Origin of the sequence: Paraburkholderia piptadeniae, assembly GCF_900007165.1 — a bacterium.
In the GTDB taxonomy this organism is placed as follows: domain Bacteria; phylum Pseudomonadota; class Gammaproteobacteria; order Burkholderiales; family Burkholderiaceae; genus Paraburkholderia; species Paraburkholderia piptadeniae.
Genome location: NZ_CYGY02000046.1, coordinates 145,797 through 167,240 on the forward strand (window position 1 = coordinate 145,797; position 21,444 = coordinate 167,240).

The window sequence follows — 21,444 nt, forward strand, 5'->3', positions numbered from 1 at the left end:
GCCGTGAAACGCGCAACGTTCATGCCGGAATGCGCGACCGCGCAGTCAGCCGGAACGACGAAGGACGGGGCAACGAACCTGCGCCAGCGTCGAAACCATCGTCAATCGACGCGCGCCACGTTGCGTGGCGCCCTTTTACAACTAGCTGGTAATCCCTGGCAGTGCGTTCGAACCGGCCGGATGCGTCGGCGATTGCGCGATTTCCCGCTGCAGCGTCTGCAGGAATTTGTCGAGCAGCGCGATATCGAAGGGCTTCGACAACATGCGCGCGTCGACGTGGCGCGCGCGCTCCAACTCTTCAGCATAGCCCGTGACGAGAATCACCGGGAGCTTGGTCTCGAAGGTCTGGATATGCTCGGCGAGATCGATGCCGTTCAGCTTGCCCGGCATGTGGATGTCGGAGATCACGAGATCGAACGGCAGCGGCTCGCCCGCATGCTTCTGCGCCGCGCGCGCGGCGTCGAGCCGTTCGACTGCTGCGTCGGCGTTGAATGTGCACGTGACCTCGTGGCCCATCATCTGCAGCAGCGCTTCCGTGCCCGCGGCGACTTCGTCGTTATCCTCGACGAGCAGAATGCGCAGTCCGTGCGGCGCGTCCCGTTGCTCGGCGACGGGTTCGACGGGCCGCTCGACTTCCGGCGCGTGCGTCGCTCGCGGCAGATAGAGCCGCACCGACGTGCCCGCGCCGATCGCGCTGTCGATCGCCGCGAGGCCGCCCGAGCGCTCGCAGAACGCGAACACCTGCGGCAAGCCGAGACCCGTACCCATGCCTTTCGGCTTGGTCGTGAAGAGCGGCTCGAACGCGCGCGACAGCACGTCCGGCGGCATGCCGACGCCCGTATCTTCCAGCGACAGCTGCACGAAATCGCCTGTGATCGGAAAACCGTCTTCATGACGGAAACTCACGTTGCTCGTGCGCACCGTGAAGCGGCCGCCGTTCGGCATTGCATCGCGCGCATTGACGGCGACGTTGATCAGCGCCAGCTCGAGCTCGGCGACATCGACGTGCATCGGCCACACGCCGACGCCGACGTCCATCACCAGCGCGGCCTTTGCGCCGAGCGACGCGCGCAGCAGATCGTGGCAGCCGGGCAGCCAGCGCGCGACGTCGAGCGTTTCGCTGCGCAACGGCTGCTTGCGCGCGACGCCGAGCAACTGCCGCGTGAGCGACTGGCCGCTTTTCAATGCGCGCTCGATCGCGGCCAGTTCGCGATCGAACGTGGCCGCGCCGCGCCGGCGCAGGATCTGCGCGTTGGCCGAGACGATCATCAGCAGGTTGTTGAAATCGTGCGCGACGCTGCCGACCAGATTGCCGAGCGCTTCCATCTTGCGCGACTGCCGGTACGCCGATTCGATCGAGCGGCGCATCGACGCTTCCGCCTGCCAGCGCTCCCACGCCTCTTCCTCGGCGGCGAGCCGCTTGAGCGACAGCCAGATCACGCACCACAGCGCGATCGACGGCACGAACATCGACAGGATCAGCACGCTCAAATGCCGATACCACGTGGCCCAGATCGCCGACGTGCGATAGCCGCACGTCACATAGACGGGGTACGAGCCGACGCGGCGAAACGCGACGATCAGGCCCTCGCCGTCGACCGTCGAACGCACGCGCACGACGCCCGCGCGCCGGCCTTCGGCGAGTGCATCGGTATAGGCGTTGTGGCGCGTCGGTTCCTCGACTTTCGACATCGGAGTGACGGGGTAGCGCGCGAGCAGCGAAGCGTCGGCGCGCGTCAGCGCCATCGTCATCGGCGAGTCGGTGCCGCCGCGCAGCTCGCGGTAGAACGCGTTGAAATAGCTGGGCCGCAATGCGACGGATACGATGCCCGCGAACGAGCCGTCGTCCGCGCGCCGCGCGACGCCCGTATTGAACACGACTTCCCCCGCCACGTTTCCGACCATCACCTTCGACACGTGCTCGAGCACCTGGCCGTCGCGGATGCCGACGAAATCCTCGCGCTGGCTGATCGACACGGACGGCGCCGGATAGAAGCGGCTGCTCGCGAGCAGGGTGCCATCCCGGCCGAAGATGGCGACGGCCGCGACTTGCGGATAGCCGCCGCCCATCGTTTGCAGCTTCTCGTGGATCGAGGCTTCGCGATCGCGGATGCCGTCGTCGTCGAGACCCTGGACGAGATCGACGACGCGCGCATCGAGCGCCTCGTTCATGTCGAACACCTTCAGCGCATGCTCTTCGGCGACGCGCACGGTGCGCAGCGTCACATCCGTCGCGTCGGCTTCGCGCGAGCGCAGGTCGCTGAACGCCATCGCCGCGACGAACACGCACGGCAGCACGACGGCCGCCACCAGCAGCGCGATCAGCGTCATGCGGCGCACGGCGAAGTTGTGCTCGGGCACGGCGGGAAACACGGCTTCGTCGGGCCGCGCGGCGCGTGCGCGCCCGTCCGATGCTTTCACGTCGACGGAATCGGGCCGGTCAGGTTTCGTCATGGCGCAGGCCGCGCAGGCGGCGGGTGGCAAGCGGTAGAGCTCTCATCATAGAGTCGGTGCGCGGCTTGCTCGCGTGCAATGCAACCATGCGCGCAACGGCCGCGCCCCATCGAGGCTTGAAAGCGTTGGCCGGATACGCCTGCAAATCAGCGACGAATCCAGAAGCGCAAACGTACACAAAAGTAAAAAGACGATCTTCCGTCGAGCTGATTGCCATATTTTCACTGCAATTCGACTGTTTTGAGTTGATTTCATTCGACGAACGCCCGTTCGCGAGTTGCCTTTTCGCCGATTTGCTTCGAAAATTGCGCAACGATAAATACTCAGCCCGCCATGATCGGGCGAAATCCGCGCGAGGGCCCGGGCATTGCATGCCATGCAAGTCCCGCCAAACCCTCGCGGAGACCAGCGGGGCACCACGGAGCCATGAACGCCGTCTTGCCGCCGCAGCATGATCAACGGGGTAGGCTTCGAAAATGCCGGTCATTGACGTTGTCCATTGCGTGCACACTGCATCGGCCGCGCGCCGCCCGTGCAGCGCGCGCCGTACGGCGCGTTCGTCGGGCCGCCATCGTGTCGAGCATCGCTCGTGCCGACCGCTTCTCCTTGCCGCTTACTCCTCGTCCGTGCGGTTCCGTTGCGCGACTGCGCGAGCGGCCACTAAAGATTAAATTCACGCCGCCGTTAACACGTACGAGCCCACTCCGTTTCCAGTCCACTGCCATGTCTTTGCCCATTGTGATCGCCGATGATTCGCTGCTTGCCCGCAAGGTGCTCACCAAGGCATTGCCGGAGGATTGGAAAGTCGACATCACCTATGCCTCGAACGGCCGCGAAGCGCTCGATCATTATCGCAAGGGCCGCGCATCGGTGATGTTTCTCGATCTGACGATGCCCGACATGACGGGCTATCAGGTTCTTGAGGCTCTACAGCACGAGGACCTCAATACGTTCGTGATCGTCGTGTCCGCCGATATCCAGCCGATGGCAAGGGAGCGCGTGCGCACGCTTGGCGCGATTGCCTTTATCGCCAAGCCCGTGACCCCGGAGGCGCTGCGTCCCATCCTGAAGGAGTACGGTTTGTATGTCTGAGCCAGTCCTAAACGAAGAGCAGCGCGACGCGCTGCAGGAGATCGCCAATCTGGCGATGGGCCAGGCCGCGACGCGCCTCGCGCTCCTGCTCGATGCGTTCATCGAACTTTCCGTGCCGCGCGTGCGCGTGGTCGCCGTGCGCGAGGCGGCGCAGGCGCTGCGCGACATGACGGGCATCAACGAGCCCGTCAGCGCCGTCCGGCAGGGCTTCCGGTCCGACATCAAGGGCGAGGCGCTCGTGATCTGCCGCACGGGCAGCATCGAGCAGCTGTGCGCGCTCGTGAGCGATCCGTACGCGAAGTCCGCGTACGAGGCGACGTCGCAGGAAGAACTCATGTTCGACGTCGCGAACATCCTGACGGGCGCGTGCGTGTCGTGCATCCTCGACCAGCTCGGGCGCACGCCGGTGTTTTCGCCGCCGGGCCTGCTCGGTTCTGCGATGTCGCTCGACGACGTCTTCCAGCCGAAAGTGCTCGCCTGGGAGGCCGCGCTGTTGGTCGAAGTGAACTTCGCGCTGGAGGATCAGAGTTTCCGCGCCCACCTCGTGATGCTGATGGCGGAAGACTCGATCCGCCATCTGAGCACCGCGCTGGACGCGTTGCTTTCCAGCCTATGAATGCTCCGCTTCCAACGCTGAGCGACCTGGTCGTCGAACGGGTCGGCTTTGGCATTTTCGTGCTCGACCGTCAGATGAACGTGCTGATGTGGAACCGCTTCATGCACGATCACAGCGGACTGTCGGCGCAGCAGGTGGTCGGCAGGTCGATTTTCGCCAGCTTTCCGGAACTGCCGCGCGTGTGGTTCACGCGCAAGGTCGAAAGCGTTTTCCAGCTCGGCAGCTTTGCGTTCAGCTCGTGGGAGCAGCGTCCGTATCTGTTCAAGTTCGATCATGACCGGCCGATCACGGGCGGCGTCGATTACATGCAGCAGGACTGCACGTTCATGCCGATCATGCGCGAGCGCGAAGTGGAGGCCGTCTGCGTGACGGTGTGCGATGTGACGCACGTGAGCATCGTGCAGCGCGAGCGCGAAGAGGCTGTCGCGAAGCTGCAGGAATACGCGGACCGCGACGGCTTGACGGGTATCGCGAACCGACGGTTCTTCGAAGCGCGGTTGCGCGACGAATACACGCGCTGGCAGCGCTACGGCGGCAATCTGTCGATCCTGCTATTCGATCTCGATCACTTCAAGAAGATCAACGACCAGTTCGGCCACATGGTCGGCGATACCGTGCTGCGCGAGATGGCTCGGCGCGTGTCGCACGTCGTGCGTGCGCAGGATACGTTCGGGCGTTTCGGCGGCGAGGAGTTCGCGTTGCTGCTGCCGTGCACGCCGCTCGACGATGCGATGCAGGTCGCGGAGAAGATCCGGAACACGATCGGCGGATCGGCCGTCGATGTGCAAGGCGTGAACGTGCCGGTGACTGCGAGCGTCGGCGGCGCGGCGGCGCGGGTGGGCGTGCCGGCCTACGAGGCGCTCATCAACGAGGCGGACGCCGCGCTCTATAGCGCGAAGCGGCAGGGGCGCAACCGCTCGGTGGCCTTCATCTGAGTGGTTTTCGTGGCGCGGGGGCCGGGCGCCCGCCGGCAAGCCGCACGTGTTCGACGCCCGCTGCGCTGATTCACTTACGGCTCATCCACGAGCCGACGATGCGCCACTGGCCGTCGCGACGCAAGAAATCGTCCTTGAATGCGAACACGGCTGACTGACCGTTCGGCGCCATGAAGTGATCTTCGCCGACTGCGACGGCCTGATCGCCGTCCACATGAATCTGCACATTCTGCAGCGTCTGCTTCGAGCCTGCGGGCAAGGGCGGCGCGCTCAGCACATCGCTTTTCGTACGCGCCGCGCCCGACGGCGTGATCTCGCGATACGAGTCGTCGAGCAGTGCTTTGAGCGTGTCGCGATCGCGATGCATGCTTGCCTGCAGCCACGTTTCCTCCATCTGGCGGATCACGGCTTCGTCGTTTTGCGTGGCGAAGACGGGTGCCGAAAACACAAAAGCGGCGAGAAGAGGCGCGGCTAAAAACATATGGAATTTCATGATTTTCCTTCAATAAAACGAAATTGGCGGATTATTTAAAATCAATTAATTTTGAACGCGAAAATGATCGATCAATTAATACCGGAGATAATCCGACTGAAAATGGACTCCAGGAAAATGTCGACATATTTGATGTCGACCATTTGCGGGCGGACAGCGCTTTGGCCTGTGGTGTGTCCCTTCGGTGTTCATAGCGACGACAAATGTAATCGCGATTTGCCCCGCGATATCTCAGACAAGTCTTAATTTGAGATAGCCCGCCAATCAACGCCATAACCAGAGCTGACAAAGCGATTTTGATTGGCATTGCGCCAAATGCCGCCGGCATTACCCCGTCGACCTCCCATACCGATTAACCGTGCGCCTGCGCGCTTGCCGCGCTCACACGATCGCTCGCTGTTTCTGCGGCGCCTGTCAAAGGTTGGTATACTTTTCGCCGTTTTCCGGCCTTTGTGGCTGGAGTTTCGCGCGTGTCCGCGCGCGCGGGCGGCTTGCCCTGCGGGTAGGCATGACTTCTTGATCGCCCCCTCGTGGGTGTCTCAGCGGAGATCGTCTTGGCCGTTTCCAACCTCGTCGTGGACGAAACACAAACTGACGCAGCCGCCGCAAGTTCGGGCAGCTCGTTTTATCTCGCGATGCGCATCCTGCCGCCGGCGCAGCGCGACGCGATGTACCAGGTCTACGCCTTCTGCCGCGCCGTCGACGATATCGCCGACAGCAACCTGCCGCGCGCCGAACGCGCCGCGGGTCTCGAGCGCTGGCGGGCGGACATCGACGCGTGCTACGCGGGCTCGCCGCGCGCGTCGCTGCGCGAACTGACCCGGCACATCCACACGTTTCACCTGCAGCGCGAAGACTTCCACGCGATGATCGACGGCATGGCGATGGACGCCGCCGCCGACATCTGCGCGCCCGACGAAGCGACGCTCGATCTGTACTGCGACCGCGTCGCGAGCGCGGCGGGCCGGTTGTCGGTGAGAATTTTCGGGATGGAGGAGCAGCCCGGCATCGAGCTATCGCATCATCTGGGACGCGCGCTGCAACTGACGAACATCCTGCGCGATATCGACGAAGACGCCGCGATCAACCGCTGCTATCTGCCGTACGAGCTGCTCGCGCGGGAAGGCATCGCGACGTCGAATCCGCTTACGGTCGCCGACGATCCGTCTCTGCCTCGCGTGTGCGCGACGCTCGTCGAGCGCGCGAAGCAGCACTTCGCCGCCGCCGACGCGATCATGGATGCGCAGCCGCGCGCGCAGGTTCGCGCGCCGCGCATCATGTCGGGCGTCTATCGCGTGCTGCTCGATCGCACGCTGGATCGCGGCTTCGACATTCCGCGCACGAAGATCAGCAAGCCGAAGCTGCGGATGCTGGCCATCGTCGCGCGCTACGCTTTCTTTTGATGCGCAAGCTGGTCCATGTGATCGGCGCGGGGCTGGCCGGTCTGGCGGCTGCTGTGCAGTTGCAGCGGCGCGGCGCGCAGGTGATCCTGTACGAAGCGGCCGAACAGGCGGGCGGCCGCTGCCGTTCGTACTACGACCGCGTGCTCGCGGGCACGGTCGACAGCGGCAATCACCTGATGCTGTCGGGCCAGCAGGCGACGCTGAACTACTTGCGCGCAATCGGTTCCGCCGACGAACTTGTCGGGCCGATACAGCCCGAATACCCCTTCGTCGATCTCGCGACGAACCGGCGCTGGACAGTCCGGATGTCGCCGGGACGTTTTCCGGCGTGGATTTTCGAGGCCGGCGCGCGCGTGCCGGAGACCGTGTGGTCGGACTATCTGTCGATCGTGCCGCTGCTGTTCGCGAAGCCCGGCCGCACCGTCGCGCAGACGATGCGCAGCAACGGCGTGTTGTGGGACCGCATGCTGCGGCCCCTGCTGCTCGCGATGACGAACATCGAGCCGCGCCACGCGACGGCCGAAGTGGCGGGCGCTGCGCTGCGCGACACGCTCGCGGCGGGCGGCCCCGCAAGCCGGCCGCTGATTGCGCGCAACGGGCTGGGCTCTGCCTTCGTCGAACCGGCGCTGCGTCTTTTGCAGCACGGCGGCGCGGCGATCCGGCTCGGCACGCGGCTCGACGCGCTCGAGCTTGCGCACGCGTCGGAGAGCCGCGTGAGCGCGCTTCGATTCGGTGACGAGCGCGTCGAAATCGGCGTGAACGAGGCCGTCGTGCTGGCCGTGACGCCGGATGTCGCGCAAGCGCTGCTGCCGGCCGTGCAGGCGCCGGGCCGGTTCTCCGCCGTCGTGACGGCGCATTACGCCGTCGAGCCGCCGCTCGGCCACCCGCCGCTGACGGGCCTCGTCAACGCGACCGCCGACTGGCTGATCGCGTCCGACGGGCGTCTGTCGGTGACGGCATATGACGCCGCGAGTCTCATCGATACGCCGCGCGACGAACTCGCGCGTACGCTGTGGAAGGACATCGCGAGAGCGACGGGGCTGTCAGACGATCTGCCGCTGAAGTGGCAGGTGACGGTCGAGCCGCGCGCGACGATCGCCGCGCGGCCCGAAGACGAGATGCGCCGTCCCGCTACGCGCACTCGCTGGAACAATCTGATGCTTGCAGGCGACTGGACGGCAACCGGCCTGCCAGCGGGCATCGAAGGAGCGATCCGCTCGGGCCGGAAGGCCGCGGATACGCTATTGAATGAACTGATGGAACGCCGATGAACGACCTATCCATGACCCAGACGCTGGGCGATGCACTGCCTCAAACGCTGATCGACGATCACGCCCCCGTCGCTGCCGCGCTGGCGACGGGCGCCGCGCCCGTCGATGCGCTCGACGCCGCCGTCACGCGCGCGACCGATGCGATCCTCGCCGCGCAAAAGGACGACGGCCACTGGGTCTACGAACTCGAAGCCGACGCGACGATTCCCGCCGAATACGTGCTGCTCGTTCATTACCTCGGCGAGACGCCCGACGTCGAACTCGAACAGAAGATCGCGCGCTATCTGCGCCGCATCCAGTTGCCCAACGGCGGCTGGCCGCTCTTCATGGATGGCGCGCTCGACGTCAGCGCGAGCGTGAAGGCCTACTTCGCGCTGAAGATGATTGGCGATCCGGAAGACGCCGAGCACATGGTCCGCGCGCGCGAGGCGATTCTCGCGAACGGCGGCGCCGAGGCGGTGAACGTGTTCACGCGCATTCTGCTGGCGCTCTTCGGCGTGGTGACGTGGTACGCGGTGCCGATGATGCCCGTCGAAATCATGCTGCTGCCCAAGTGGTTCCCGTTCCATCTGTCGAAGGTGTCGTACTGGGCGCGCACCGTGATCGTGCCGTTGCTCGTGCTGAACGCGAAGCGCCCCGTCGCGCGCAATCCGCGCGGCGTGCGCATCGACGAACTGTTCCGCGGCGCGCCCGTGACGACGGGCCTGCTGCCGCGCTCGGGCCACCAGAGCAAAGGCTGGTTCGCCTTTTTCCGCACCGTCGACGGCGTGCTGCGCATGACGGACGGCCTGTTCCCGAAAGCGTCGCGCGAGCGCGCGATCAAGGCGGCCGTCGCATTCGTCGATGAACGTCTGAACGGCGAAGACGGCCTCGGCGCGATTTTCCCGGCGATGGCGAACTCGGTGATGATGTACGACGTGCTCGGCTATCCCGCCGATCACCCGAATCGCGCGATTGCCCGCAAGTCGATCGACAAGCTGCTCGTCATCCACGAAGACGAAGCGTATTGCCAGCCGTGCCTGTCGCCCGTGTGGGACACGTCGCTCATCGCGCATGCGCTGCTCGAAACGGGCGACGAGCGCGCCGAAGAGGCCGTGCTGCGCGGCCTCGAATGGCTGCGCCCGCTGCAGATTCTCGACGTGCGCGGCGACTGGATTTCGCGCCGTCCGGATACGCGTCCCGGCGGCTGGGCATTCCAGTACAACAACGCCCATTACCCCGACGTCGACGATACGGCCGTGGTCGCAATGGCGATGCAACGCGCGGCGGCGCTGACGAAATCGGATGTCGACGGCAACGCGATTGCCCGCGCCCGCGAGTGGGTGGTCGGCATGCAGAGCAGCGACGGTGGCTGGGGCGCGTTCGAGCCGGAAAACACGCAGTACTACCTGAACAACATTCCGTTCTCCGATCACGGCGCATTGCTCGATCCGCCGACGGCGGACGTGTCGGGCCGCTGTCTGTCAATGCTCGCGCAACTCGGCGAAATGCCCGCGACGAGCGAGCCGGCGCGCCGCGCGTACGACTATCTGCTGAAGGAGCAGGAAGAAGATGGCAGCTGGTACGGCCGCTGGGGCATGAACTTTATCTACGGCACGTGGACGGCGCTGTGCGCGCTCAACGCGGCGGGCATCTCGCTCGAAGACGCGCGCATCAAACGCGCCGCGCAATGGCTCGTGTCGATCCAGAACCCGGACGGCGGCTGGGGCGAAGACGGCACCAGCTACAAGCTCGACTACCGCGGCTACGAAAAGGCGACGAGCATTCCGTCGCAGACGTCGTGGGCGCTGCTCGGGCTGATGGCAGCCGGTTACGTCGATCATCCCGCCGTCGCGCGCGGCATCGAATATCTGAAGAGCGAGCAGCGCGACCACGGCCTGTGGGACGAAGAGCGCTTTTCCGCGACGGGCTTCCCGCGCGTGTTCTATCTGCGCTACCACGGCTATCGCAAGTTCTTCCCACTGTGGGCCCTCGCGCGCTACCGCAACCTGACGCGCACGGGCGAGAAGCGCGTCACCGTCGGAATGTGATGGCGGCTCGGCCCGATCGCATGAACGCGAGCCTGCCCGTCATCGCCGTCACGGGGATGGCGTTCGAGGCGCGCATCGCGCGCGGCAAGGGCGTCGACGCTGTGTTCGCGGCGCGCGCCGATCTGCTCGAACGCGCGCTCAACGAAGCCGTCGCGCGCGGCTGCGCGGGCATCGTCAGCTTCGGCACGGCGGGCGGGCTGGCGCCCGATCTGGCGCCCGGCGCGCTGATCGTCGCGAGCAGCGTGCATAGTCCGCTCGGAAAGGTCGATACCGATCTGCGCTGGTCCGCGCGCATCGTCACCGCGCTCGGCGCGACCCCGCTGAATACAAAGCTGTGGCGCGGCCCGATGGCGGGCGTCGGCGCGCCGCTCGTCGGCGCTGCGGACAAGGAGGCGCTGCATGCGTCGACGGGCGCGCTTGCTGTCGACATGGAATCTCACCTCGCGGGCGCGATCGCCGAGGCGAACGGCTTGCCCTTTGCGGTCTGCCGCGCCGTCGTCGATCCGGCGTGGCGCACGCTGCCCTCCGCCGCGACGGCGGGCCTGCGCGACGACGGCACAACGGCCATCGGGCCGATCCTGCGCGAACTGGCGCGCCAGCCGTCGCAACTGGGCGGCCTGCTGCAGGTTGCCGCCGACGCCCGCGCCGCCCGTAGCACGCTCGTCGCTGCCCGGCACGCCCTGGAACGCTCGGGCGCGCTCCTCTTTCCCTGACGCATCAAGCCGCACGCTGCACGCCGCGAAAACGAAACAGTGTGTTGGTCTTGATAACCTAGGGAAAACCCTTATGTCTGATATAGTGCTACGTATTAACCCTAGGGCGCGCCGACGAGCGCGTCCGCGCTATTCCGAAGAGGGACCGAATGAATTTCCACACACGCAAATGGGTCAAGCCTGAAGACCTCAATCCCAACGGCACGCTGTTCGGCGGCAGCCTGCTGCGCTGGATCGACGAAGAAGCCGCCATTTACGCGATCTGCCAGCTCGACAACCAGCGCGTCGTGACCAAGTTCATGTCCGAGATCAACTTTGTCAGCTCGGCGCGGCAGGGCGACATCATCGAGCTCGGCATGACGGCGACCCATTTCGGCAGGACGTCGATCACGCTGCGCTGCGAAGTACGCAACAAGATCACGCGCAAGAGCATTCTGACCGTCGAAAAGATGGTGTTCGTGAATCTCGACGAGAACGGCAATCCGGCGCCGCACGGCCGCAAGAAGATCCGCTACGCCGACGAGGCTTTCGAGCGCTACAGCGAAAAGCTGCGCGCGATGCAGCAGCAACCGGCGTTGCTTGCATCGGAAGACGCCGAGGCAGTTAATGCTGTCGATCAGGAAGCGGACGCAGCGCATTGACGCGCGGCGCGGCGGTTCATCGCCGTAATCCTTCGGCTAGCTGAGTCGGCCGCACAAAAAATCCCCGGTTGGTTGCGTGACCAGCCGGGGATTTTTTTGCATCCACAGGACAAAAGCCAAAGCGGCTTATTGCGAAGGGGACTTGTCGGGCGAAGGCGAGGGCGACGGCGCGGGAGCCGCGCCTTGCGCTGGCGCTGCGCCCGACGGGTTCGACATCGACGGGACGGGCGTGCCGTCGCTGGGCGCCGTCGACGAGGCGGGCGGCGGCGCGGACGTGTCGCCCGGATCTTCGTAGTTCGGCAAGCCGTCGTCATTGGCGGGCGGCGTCCGCTTTGCGCCACCTGCGCCCGATGCGCCTTCCGGCGGCGCGGCCTCGCCCGGATTCTCGTAGTTTGGCAAGCCGGTGGGCGCCGCGCCCGGAACAGTCGACGGCGCCACGCCCGACGCCCCCGAAGGCGCTTCCGCACCCGAATCCTCGGGCTCGCTATAGTTCGGCAGATTCGAAGCGGGCGCGCCAGCGTTGCGCAGCAGCGAGCGGCGCTGCTGCGTGTAGGCGTCGCGGACGAACGAGTATTTGTCGAGCGCGGCCTGTTCCAGCAGCGTCGTCGCGCCGAGCAGATCCGAACGCACGCTGACGAACTGCAGGAAGTACAGCGGGTACTTGTACTCCGCGTCCAGATACGTCATCGGGTTCGCGCGGAAATCGACGAAATAGCCGAGGCCGTCGCGGAACGAACTCGGCCCGAAAAGCGGCAGCACCAGATACGGACCCGACGGCACGCCCCAGCGTCCGAGCGTCAGGCCGAAGTCCTGCTTGTGCTTCGGCAGTCCGGCAGGCGTCGCGAAATCGATCAGGCCGCCGATGCCGAACGTCGAGTTCATCGCGAAGCGCATCAGGCTTTCCGTCGCGTCCTTGATGTGCAACTGCAGAAGGCTGTTGGCGAAGTTGTCCAGATCCCCGAGGTTCGAGAAGAAGTTGCTGATCGCCTGGCGCAGCGGCTGCGGCGTGACCTTCTGATAGCCCTTCGCGATCGGCACGGCGACGGTGCGATCGAGTGCATCGTTGAACGTGAAAATCGCGCGGTTCATCGGTTCGAGCGGGTCTCCCGGCTTCCGGTCCGGTCCTGTTGCACACCCCGTCGCAAGACTCGCGGCGGCCAGCGCCAGCGCGGCTGTTCGCATCTTCATGCGGCTATCCTTGTTGTTTCTTCAATGCGCGGCGAGCGCGCGGTTTGCCCATCAACACCGGCTGAAATACCACAGCGCCCGTCAGCGTGCAGACAAGGGACAGCGCGAGCAGCCGTCCCATGCTCGATGTGCCCGGATGGTGCGACAGCCACAGACTGCCGAACGCCGTCGCCGTGGTCGCCGCGCTGAACAGCACGGCATGCGTGAGACTCGATTGCAGCAGGCCTGTCTGTCCCCGGCGCCATGCCATCACAAAGTAGATCTTGAACGCCACGCCGACGCCGAGCATCAGCGGCAACGCGATGATATTCGCGAAGTTCAGCGGCATGTTGAACGCGACGCACAACTCCAGCGTGACGATAGCCGACACCAGCAGCGGCACGAGCGTGCGCAGCACGTCGCCGAACCGGCGCAGCGTGAGCCACAGCAGCACCGTGATCGACAGGATGGCCCACGCGCCCGCCTGCAGGAACGCCGTGATGATCACGTTCGCCGAGTGCAGGATCGAGATCGGCCCGCCGATTGCGCCAGGCTCCGCCGTCTTCACGGCCTTCGCGAAGTTGCGCAGCATCACGTCGTCGCCGGGATCGGCGCCGGGCGGCACCTTCGGCGAAATCTCGACGAGCGCCTGGCCCGTCTTCGACACCCAGCTCTCCGCGATGTCCTTCGGCACGTTCTCGCGCGTGATCTCCGATGGTTGCAGCAAGGTCGTCAGCTGGTGCAGCGAGATTTTCAGCGGTTCCGACATCGCGCGCTCGGCGCGGTCGCGCGTCGAGACATCGGCGTTCGCGAGCTTGGTCAGCGTATCGGACAGATGCTTCGCTTCGGCGGCGCCGGGGCCCGGGTGATCTTCGGAGGCGAGTGCGAGCTGGTTCGCGCAGCGCTTCAACGCGGCGACGCGCACGGCATCCGTGGCGGGCGGCGCGGGCGTCTGCGTGAGCGCGGGCAACAGCTGCTGGGCGGCCGCCGAAATCAGCGCGAGCTTTTGCGGCTGGTCGGCGGGAATGTACGTGGAGAGCGTCGTCGTGCGGCCGACTTCCGGCAGCTTCGAAAGCCGCGCGGCAATCGCGTCCGCGGCTGCCAGCGAAGGCGCGAGCGCGCGCACGTTGTTGACGGCGGCTTCGGGGGCGTCGTTGAGGGAGATCAGCGTCGCCATCGACTCCGTGTTCGGGTCTTTCAGATGCAGCGGATTGAAGTCGAAACGCAGATGCAGCAGCAGCGGCGATGCGCCGATGATCGCCACGGCTGTCGCGATCAGCACCGGCGTGCGGTTGCGGTCGAGAAAGTCGTCGACGGGTGCGAGGAACTTGAAGCCCGGCGACTCCGGTTCGCCCCGCGGATTGAGCACCTTGATGAGCGCGGGCAGCAACGTCATGTTGGTCACGTAGGCGACGAACATGCCGACGCCCGCGATCTTGCCCAGTTCGGACACGCCGCGATAGGCCGTCGGCAGGAACGAAAAGAAGCTCTCGGCAACGGCGACGGCGGCGAGCGTCAACGGCACGCCGATGCTGTAAGCGGTGTGAATGAGCGCGGCCGCGAGCCGGTCATCACGATTGCGCTCCTCGCGATACTTCACGCCGAACTGCACGCCAAAGTCGACGCCGAGCCCGACGAACAGCACCATGAACGCGACGGAAATCATGTTCAGCGCGTCGACCATCATCAGCCCGAGCGCGGCCGTGATGGCGAGGCCCACGAACAGCGTGACGAACACGGCGAAGATCAGGCGCCCCGAGCGCAGCGCGAGCCAAAGAATGCCAAGCACAACGAGGAACGTCGCGATGCCGTTGATCTCCGCGCCGTCCTGCACCGATGCGAACTCTTCATCGGCGAGAGGCTGTTCGCCCGTCAGCCGGATGCGCGCGCCGTACTGCGCATCGAGATCGAGCGATGCAGCCGTCTTGCGAATCTCTTCCGATGCATGCGCGCCCGCTTGCAGCGCCGCGTAGTTGACGACGGGTTGCACCACGATGAACGCCCGCGCGGGCATCTTCGCGGCGTCCTTGTCGACGAGCGCGCGCCACGAGAACACGGCGGGCTCGTTGGCGAGCACGTGATCGATCACGGTCGCGCTGCGCGACAGCAGGTTGCTCATGTCGGCGAGCTTCACCTGGCCGATCTGCAGCGGCAGCAACAGGCTCGTGGTCAGCGTGCCCGCGAGACCCGTCAGGCTCGGATCGTGCGCGAGCGAGTTGATGAGGGGGCGCGCCTTGGCCAGTTGCCCGGTCGTCGATTGCACTTCGCTGACGGAAGGAAACAGCAAGCCGTTCTTTTCGAAGAACGGCCCGCTGCCCGGTTGCGATACCGAGACGAACTCCTTCGTTTCCTTTTGCAGTTCCGTGGCGAGCGTGTTGGCGGCGGCGTTCGCGTATTCGGGTGCGCCGGCCTCGACGACGACGAGCAGCGTTTGCCCGCGATCGGGGAAGGCCTTGTCGATCTGCTTTTCCAGCGCGGACCATTGCGCATCGTTCTCAACGAGACGGCTGGTGTCGGTATTGATCTTGAAGTGATGAACGACATAGGTGGCGCTCAGCACGGCGAGTACGAGCGACAGCCCGATGACCTGCAGCGGACGGCGCACCGACCAGACAACGAGGCGAACGATTGAGGACTTCAGCATGTACGCGAGCGGGACCTAGTCAGATTGGTGTTATTGGCAGAGGGCACAAGTATACCGACGCGGCCGTCGCAAGGTCGCGTAAGCGAACGCAGTGCGGCCCGTCAAAGCCGGTATACTGGCCCGTACCCCCGGCGCGGAAGCGGCCTGTTCCGCGCGGGTTATTCTCAACTGTCCCGATGAGCGTATGAAACGTTATATATCTGCTTTTCTGGCAGCCGCCGTGGTTTCCACCGCGGCTTTCGCACAAAGCGCGCCTGATGCGATCGTGAGGAGCGCGGTCGAAGGCACGGTCAGTGCGATGAAGGCCGACCCGCAGGCACGCGGCGGCGACATGAAGAAGATCACGCAAGTGGTCGAGTCACATTTCGTGCCCGCGACGAACTTCCAGCGCACGACGCGCATCGCAGTCGGTAAAGCCTGGAGCACCGCGACGCCTGAACAGCAAAAACAACTGTATGAGCAATTCACGAAACTGCTTGTCGGTACTTATGCGGCATCGCTTTCGCAACTGCGCGATCAGGATGTGAAGTTCCGCTTCCAGCCGGCGAACACGTCGGCCGATGCGAAAGACACCGTCGTTCAGTCCCATGTGCTGAGCAACGGCGGCGACGATGCGATCGACTACCGCCTGGAAAAAACGGCGAACGGCTGGAAGATTTACGACATCAACATGATGGGCGCGTGGCTCATCCAGGTGTATCAGACGCAGTTCCAGGAGCAGCTGTCGAAGGGTGGCATCGACGGTCTGATCAAGTTCCTCACGCAGCACAACGCACGCAGCGCGGGCTGACAACTGCGCCTTGACCGCATAGCTTCGCGCGGCGACGCAGCGAGGCACACGCAACGAGGCACAAACAGAAAGAGCGCAACGGTTTGAACCGTTGCGCTCTTTTTTCATGCCGCTGCGATCCGACTCAGTTCAACGCGGCTGCCGAGGTCTGCACCTTCTTGCCCGTGCCCGCGCGCTTGATCTCGTCGAGCTTGATCTCGACGTGACGCGAGAACACGTATTCGGCGGGACGCTGCCTGTCGAGCGGGATGTCCTTTGCGAATTCGCCCGTCGTCCGCGCGCCCGTCAGGCTGACCTTGAACGCCTTCAGCGGATGCGAGACCGTGTCCATCACGGCCGTCGCTTCGAAGCCGCAGTGGACCATGCAGTCCGCGCACTTCTCATAGTTGCCCGTGCCGTACTTGTCCCAGTCGGTGGTTTCCATCAGTTCCTTGAAGGTCTTCACGTAACCTTCGCCGACCAGATAGCACGGCTTCTGCCAGCCGAACACGGTGCGCGCCGGGTTGCCCCACGGCGTGCATTCGTACGTCTGGTTGCCGGCGAGGAAGTCGAGGAACAGGCTCGACTGGCTGAACGACCACTTCTTGCCGTTGTCGCCGCGCTTGAAGATTTCGCGGAACAGCTGCTTGGTCTTTTCGCGGTTCAGGAAGTGCTGCTGGTCGGGCGCGCGCTCATACGCATAGCCCGGCGACACCGTAATGCCGTCGACACCCATCGGGCCGACCGTGTCGAAGAACGCGGCGACGCGTTCCGGCACGGCATCGTTGAACAGCGTGCAGTTGATGTTCACGCGGAAGCCGCGGCGCTTGGCTTCCTTGATGGCGGCGACGGCCTTGTCGTACGTGCCGTCCTGCGACACCGAGTGGTCGTGCATTTCGCGGTCGCCATCCAGGTGCACCGACCAGACGAAGTACGGATTCGGCTCGTAGTCGTCCATCTTCTTTTCCATCAGCAGCGCGTTCGTGCACAGGTACACGAACTTCTTGCGCGCCATGATGCCCTTGACGATCTGCGGCATCTCCTTGTGCAGGAGCGGCTCGCCGCCCGCGATCGAAACGACGGGTGCGCCGCATTCGTCGACGGCTTCGAGGCATTCGGCCAGCGACAGACGCTGGTTGAGGATGGGGTCCGGATAGTCGATCTTGCCGCAGCCGTTGCATGCGAGGTTGCAGCGGAACAGCGGCTCGAGCATCAGCGCGAGCGGATAGCGCTTGTTGCCCTTCAGGTGCTGACGCATGATGTACGCGCCGACCCGGACCTTTTGTAGCATCGGAATAGACAAATCGTCCTCCTTAAACTTCGCGTGCAGCGAGTGGTTGCGTCAGTTTCGACGGCAACTTGAATTCAACTTTTTCTTCACGTCCCGCCATCGTCGTGACGTCGACGGGGCCCAGTGCGCGAAGCGCATCAATGACGTTCTCGACCATTTCTTCAGGCGCCGATGCGCCCGCCGTAAGGCCGACCGTTTCGACGCCTGCGAACCATTCCGGCTTGAGTTCGGAGCCGTCGGCGACGAGGTAGCTCGGCACCCCCGATTCGCCGCCGATTTCGCGCAGGCGATTCGAATTCGAGCTGTTCGTTGCGCCCACCACCAGCAACACGTCCACGTGCGAGCTGAGTTCGCGCACGGCGGCCTGGCGGTTCTGCGTCGCGTAGCAGATATCGCGCGTATCGGGGCCGACGATATCCGGGAAACGGCGCTTCAGCGCATTGATGATGCCGCGCGTGTCGTCCACCGAAAGCGTGGTCTGCGTAACGTAAGCAAGCGGCGTGTCAACGGGCAGTTCCAGCTTTGCGACGTCGGCTTCGCTTTGCACGAGCAGCACGGGCCCCGGAATCTGGCCGATCGTGCCTTCTACTTCAGGATGACCGGCATGGCCGATCAGGATCAGCGTGCGGCCCGCGGCGACATACTGCCGTCCTTGCACATGCACCTTGGTCACGAGCGGGCAGGTGGCATCCAGCACATCCAGACCGCGCTCTTCCGCGTCGCGTTCGACGCTTTGAGCAACACCGTGGGCACTAAAAATCGCAACTGCGCCCTGCGGCACCTCATCGAGTTCTTCGACGAAACGCGCGCCTTTGCGGCGAAGATTATCGACCACGTGCCTGTTGTGGACGATCTCGTGACGCACGTAAACCGGTGCGCCATGTTGCTGCAAAGCGCGATCGACAATCTCGATCGCCCTCACTACTCCCGCACAAAAGCCGCGGGGTTGGGCAAGGATGACTCGCATAGGCTGGCGAACTCCGACTGACGCGGGTTTCCGGCAAGATCGGTAAATACGACCTGTTCGCCGCGTCTATATAGTTGATTGTCTTAAATCCGACGAAAGTCGATACTCGAGACCAAACGCGCATTCTAACGCTATCGCCGTTTGTTTGCTTTTTTGATGCATTGAGCTGTGGTGTTTCGCGCGGCAAAAATGACTCGCTGCGCAGGGTGACGGGAACCCTTAAACTATCGGGCCTCGTCGCGCGTGCGCACGCTGCGCAACGTTTGCTCGCAAGCGCTGAATTTTCTGCGACGTTTTTCGCATATGGCGCATTCTTGAACGTATCGAAAGGGCCGTCTATCACATATTCGATGGTCGGGCAGCGGTCGTTTTCCACGATTGGCGCGTCGTCGCGGTGGGTGTTGCCGCGCGCGTCCGCAACCGCGCATCGCAGCGCGGCTTCCAAAGAGGGCAATGCATGATTGCGGCGGTTCTGTTTCTGTTGGCGTGTCTATCGCTCCTGATCTGGTGTGTGCTGCTGTTCGCGCGCGGCGGCTTCTGGCGCGCGCATCCCGCTGCGCCGCTCGCGTCCGGGACGCGTGACGCGTGGCCGGGCGTCGCCGCCGTGGTGCCGGCGCGCAACGAGGCGGACGTGATCGCGCGGGCTGTCACGTCGCTGCTCGCACAGGACTATCCGGGCGAGTTCCACGTGATCGTCGTCGACGACCACAGCACCGACGGCACGGCCGACGCCGCCCGTGCCGCCGCGCTCGCGCTGAAGTGTCCGGACCGGCTGATGGTGATCGGCGCAAAGCCGCTGCCTGCTGGCTGGTCGGGCAAGGTGTGGGCGCAGTCGCAAGGCATCGAGGCCGTGCGCGCGCTCGGCTACCTGCCCGAGTATCTGCTGCTTACGGACGCCGACATCGGCCATCCCGCCGACGCGCTCACGCAACTCGTGATGCGCGCCGACGCGGAACAGCGCGATCTCGTCTCGCTGATGGTCCGCCTGCGCTGCGACTCGTTCTGGGAAAAGGCACTGATTCCCGCCTTCGTGTTCTTCTTCGCGAAGCTCTACCCGTTCTCGTGGGTCAACAATCCGCGCAACCGCACGGCCGGGGCGGCGGGCGGCTGCATGCTGGTGCGCCGCACGGCGCTGGAAGAAGCGGGCGGCATCGAATCGATTCGCGCGGAGCTGATCGACGACTGCAGCCTTGCCGCGCGCATCAAGCATCGTGGCGAAGGGCGTCACCCGATCCGTCTGGACGTGGCGGCGCGCAGCGTGTCGCTGCGTCCTTACGACAGCTGGCGCGAGATCTGGAACATGATCGCGCGCACCGCGTTCACGCAGTTGCGCTATTCGGCGTGGCTGCTCGCGGGCACGCTGCTCGGCATGACGATCATCTATCTCGTGCCGCCCGTCGTCGCCATCGTGCTCGGTCCCAAGGGCTGGCCCGCGTGGCTCGCGTGGGCGGCGATGTGCTGCGCGTATGCGCCGATGCTGCGCTACTACAACCGCTCCCCGCTGTGGGCGCCGTTCCTGCCGCTCGTGGCGCTGTTCTACGTCAGCGCGACGTTCGGCTCAGCCGTGCGCTACTGGCGCGGCAAGGGCGGGCAGTGGAAGGCGCGCGTGCAGGCGCCCGCCGGGTCGAATCAATGAGGCGGCTCGTCTGCCTGATCGCGCTGTCGCTGGGCCTGATGCAGGCCGCACTGGCGGACGATCAGACCAGCCACGACCACATGTCCGCTTATCTGCGCCAGAAGTTCGGCGTCGCAAAGGAGAAGGCCGAACAGATTTCGAACGCAGTGCGCGCCGCATCTGAAAAGTACGCGCTGCCACCCGCGCTGATTCTGGCGATCATCTCGATCGAATCGCGCTTCAAGGAAAAGGCCAAGGGCGGCAACGGCGCGACGGGGCTGATGCAGGTCGTGCCCGGCGCGCACAAGCGGATGCTGAAAGACGTGAAGGATCTGACCGATCCGGAGACGAACATCGAGGTCGGCTCGGCGATTCTGTATGGCTATGTGAAATCGGCGGGCGGCGATATGAATGCCGCGCTGAAGAGCTACGGCGGATCGCAGGCGTATGCGGAGAAGATCAACGGCCGCGTGAAGACGTTCGCGGAAGTGCTGGACGCCGAGGCGGCCGCGGCATCGGGCGCGGACCAGCCGCTGCCATCGCGCGACGGCGGCTGTGATGCGCGCTGGACCTTGCTGTGTATCGGGCCCGTTGTCTACGTGAGCCCCGTTGATGATGCCACCGACAAGCCCAGCGTTTCGCAGCGCGCGTCCGATCTGCTCAATTCACTGCTGCCGCATTGAACGGACGCGACGACACCAAGCGCACGGCTCGACGGCTCGGCGAGCCGCCGCGCGCATTACTTCTGCGTCAGCATCATGTACATCTGGATGACCATGTCCGGCGAGAACTGGAACGGCACCCAGCCATGACCCGTGTGACGCAGCACCAGTAGGCGATCGCCGTTCGATTGCTTCTGCACGGCCATCACCGGGTTCTTCGTCGAGACGAAACGCCAGCCGGCGGGCAGGTTCGGCGGGACTTCCGGCTCCATCGACGCGCGCGCGTTCGACAGTTCCTCGACCAGCTGACCGACCTGCGACGGATGCAGCGTGACCGACTTGCCGCCGATCGTCATCGTGATTTCGTTCTGGCTCGGGCGTTCGATATGCAGCATCGGCTTTTCGTCAGCAGCCGCTGCATCGGCTTCCTGCGGCTCGACTCGTGCTTCAGCCGCGGTTTGCGCGGTTTTTGCAGTTTCGATGGGCGCTTCGACAGCAGCGGCCGCGGCTTCGACTGCGGAAGAGGCGGCCTCGACCTGTTGCCGGGACGTCGTGAAAGCCTGAATCAGCTGATCGACGCCCGTTTCGAGCGCGCCAATCTGTTCGTGAAGGTTCATGCGTAGTTCTCTGGTAAGACCCGCGATTTTACCTTCTGCGCGCCGACGTTAAACTTCGTGTCGG

At 64.7% G+C, this 21,444-nt stretch carries 19 protein-coding genes; 11 read left to right on the forward strand and 8 right to left on the reverse strand.

Features of this window, described 5'->3' with window-relative positions; genetic code table 11:
• Positions 1 to 141: 141 nt before the first annotated feature.
• Together BN2476_RS23690 and BN2476_RS45645 are read right to left on the reverse strand one after the other, a co-directional pair.
• The gene (locus BN2476_RS23690; RefSeq protein ID WP_087736588.1) at positions 142 to 2,454 is read right to left on the reverse strand and encodes a hybrid sensor histidine kinase/response regulator family protein; all 2,313 of its coding nucleotides are present in this window, start codon (positions 2,452 to 2,454) and stop codon (positions 142 to 144) included.
• A complete protein-coding gene (locus BN2476_RS45645; protein ID WP_143811025.1) occupies positions 2,441 to 2,941 on the reverse strand; it encodes a hypothetical protein in 501 nt (166 codons plus the stop codon). Before BN2476_RS45645 ends, BN2476_RS23690 begins: the two co-directional genes overlap by 14 nt.
• A gap of 236 nt (positions 2,942 to 3,177) precedes the next feature.
• Between BN2476_RS45645 and BN2476_RS23700 the strand changes: the two genes are divergently transcribed.
• Genes BN2476_RS23700 through BN2476_RS23710 form a run of 3 tightly spaced genes read left to right on the forward strand, consistent with a single transcriptional unit; the run spans position 3,178 to position 5,097 of the window.
• Complete coding sequence (locus BN2476_RS23700) at positions 3,178 to 3,546, forward strand: response regulator (protein WP_087736590.1); 369 nt, start codon at positions 3,178 to 3,180, stop codon at positions 3,544 to 3,546.
• Positions 3,539 to 4,162 carry a chemotaxis protein CheC gene (locus BN2476_RS23705; RefSeq protein WP_087736591.1) on the forward strand — a complete coding sequence of 208 codons (624 nt, stop codon included), beginning with the start codon at positions 3,539 to 3,541 and terminating at the stop codon, positions 4,160 to 4,162. Before BN2476_RS23700 ends, BN2476_RS23705 begins: the two co-directional genes overlap by 8 nt.
• Entirely contained in the window at positions 4,159 to 5,097 is a 939-nt protein-coding gene (locus BN2476_RS23710; protein WP_087736592.1) for a GGDEF domain-containing protein, read from the forward strand. Before BN2476_RS23705 ends, BN2476_RS23710 begins: the two co-directional genes overlap by 4 nt.
• 70 nt (positions 5,098 to 5,167) lie before the next feature.
• On the opposite strand, the gene BN2476_RS23715 is transcribed toward BN2476_RS23710, so the two are convergent.
• On the reverse strand, positions 5,168 to 5,590 hold the full coding sequence (locus tag BN2476_RS23715) for a nuclear transport factor 2 family protein (protein ID WP_087736593.1): 423 nt from the start codon (positions 5,588 to 5,590) through the stop codon (positions 5,168 to 5,170).
• A 554-nt stretch (positions 5,591 to 6,144) separates the two neighbouring features.
• Here BN2476_RS23715 and hpnD point away from each other — a divergent pair.
• The 5 genes from hpnD to BN2476_RS23740 all read left to right on the forward strand — a co-directional run bounded on the left by hpnD (position 6,145) and on the right by BN2476_RS23740 (position 11,648).
• Entirely contained in the window at positions 6,145 to 6,993 is an 849-nt protein-coding gene (hpnD, locus tag BN2476_RS23720; protein WP_087736594.1) for a presqualene diphosphate synthase HpnD, read from the forward strand.
• Positions 6,993 to 8,264: a hydroxysqualene dehydroxylase HpnE gene (hpnE, locus tag BN2476_RS23725; RefSeq protein WP_087736595.1), complete on the forward strand. Its 1,272-nt coding sequence runs from the start codon at positions 6,993 to 6,995 to the stop codon at positions 8,262 to 8,264. The genes hpnD and hpnE overlap by 1 nt, the downstream gene beginning before the upstream one ends.
• On the forward strand, positions 8,261 to 10,294 hold the full coding sequence (shc, locus tag BN2476_RS23730) for a squalene--hopene cyclase (protein ID WP_087736596.1): 2,034 nt from the start codon (positions 8,261 to 8,263) through the stop codon (positions 10,292 to 10,294). The genes hpnE and shc overlap by 4 nt, the downstream gene beginning before the upstream one ends.
• Positions 10,294 to 11,007, forward strand: coding sequence for a phosphorylase (locus BN2476_RS23735; protein WP_087736597.1), 714 nt, complete (start codon positions 10,294 to 10,296; stop codon positions 11,005 to 11,007). Before shc ends, BN2476_RS23735 begins: the two co-directional genes overlap by 1 nt.
• Before the next feature lie 149 nt (positions 11,008 to 11,156).
• The gene (locus BN2476_RS23740) at positions 11,157 to 11,648 is read left to right on the forward strand and encodes an acyl-CoA thioesterase (protein ID WP_087736598.1); all 492 of its coding nucleotides are present in this window, start codon (positions 11,157 to 11,159) and stop codon (positions 11,646 to 11,648) included.
• Between the two features lie 126 nt (positions 11,649 to 11,774).
• On the opposite strand, the gene BN2476_RS23745 is transcribed toward BN2476_RS23740, so the two are convergent.
• Together BN2476_RS23745 and hpnN are read right to left on the reverse strand one after the other, a co-directional pair.
• Positions 11,775 to 12,836, reverse strand: coding sequence for an MlaA family lipoprotein (locus BN2476_RS23745; RefSeq protein WP_087736599.1), 1,062 nt, complete (start codon positions 12,834 to 12,836; stop codon positions 11,775 to 11,777).
• A gap of 4 nt (positions 12,837 to 12,840) precedes the next feature.
• Positions 12,841 to 15,459, reverse strand: coding sequence for a hopanoid transporter HpnN (gene hpnN, locus BN2476_RS23750; protein ID WP_087736600.1), 2,619 nt, complete (start codon positions 15,457 to 15,459; stop codon positions 12,841 to 12,843).
• Between the two features lie 184 nt (positions 15,460 to 15,643).
• Here hpnN and BN2476_RS23755 point away from each other — a divergent pair, with 184 nt between their 5' ends.
• Positions 15,644 to 16,249, forward strand: coding sequence for an MlaC/ttg2D family ABC transporter substrate-binding protein (locus tag BN2476_RS23755; protein ID WP_087736601.1), 606 nt, complete (start codon positions 15,644 to 15,646; stop codon positions 16,247 to 16,249).
• Positions 16,250 to 16,373: 124 nt separating this feature from the next.
• Here the strand turns inward: BN2476_RS23755 and hpnH are convergent, their stop codons facing one another.
• Together hpnH and ispH are read right to left on the reverse strand one after the other, a co-directional pair.
• Complete coding sequence (gene hpnH, locus BN2476_RS23760) at positions 16,374 to 17,531, reverse strand: adenosyl-hopene transferase HpnH (protein ID WP_087736602.1); 1,158 nt, start codon at positions 17,529 to 17,531, stop codon at positions 16,374 to 16,376.
• A 10-nt stretch (positions 17,532 to 17,541) separates the two neighbouring features.
• Positions 17,542 to 18,486 carry a 4-hydroxy-3-methylbut-2-enyl diphosphate reductase gene (gene ispH, locus BN2476_RS23765; protein WP_087736603.1) on the reverse strand — a complete coding sequence of 315 codons (945 nt, stop codon included), beginning with the start codon at positions 18,484 to 18,486 and terminating at the stop codon, positions 17,542 to 17,544.
• A 457-nt stretch (positions 18,487 to 18,943) separates the two neighbouring features.
• On the opposite strand from ispH, the gene BN2476_RS23775 reads away from it, so the two are divergent.
• Together BN2476_RS23775 and BN2476_RS23780 are read left to right on the forward strand one after the other, a co-directional pair.
• A complete protein-coding gene (locus tag BN2476_RS23775; RefSeq protein ID WP_087736605.1) occupies positions 18,944 to 20,122 on the forward strand; it encodes a glycosyltransferase in 1,179 nt (392 codons plus the stop codon).
• Complete coding sequence (locus BN2476_RS23780) at positions 20,119 to 20,784, forward strand: lytic transglycosylase domain-containing protein (RefSeq protein ID WP_087736606.1); 666 nt, start codon at positions 20,119 to 20,121, stop codon at positions 20,782 to 20,784. The genes BN2476_RS23775 and BN2476_RS23780 overlap by 4 nt, the downstream gene beginning before the upstream one ends.
• A gap of 56 nt (positions 20,785 to 20,840) precedes the next feature.
• On the opposite strand, the gene BN2476_RS23785 is transcribed toward BN2476_RS23780, so the two are convergent.
• Complete coding sequence (locus BN2476_RS23785) at positions 20,841 to 21,380, reverse strand: hypothetical protein (RefSeq protein ID WP_087736607.1); 540 nt, start codon at positions 21,378 to 21,380, stop codon at positions 20,841 to 20,843.
• Positions 21,381 to 21,444: the final 64 nt, after the last annotated feature.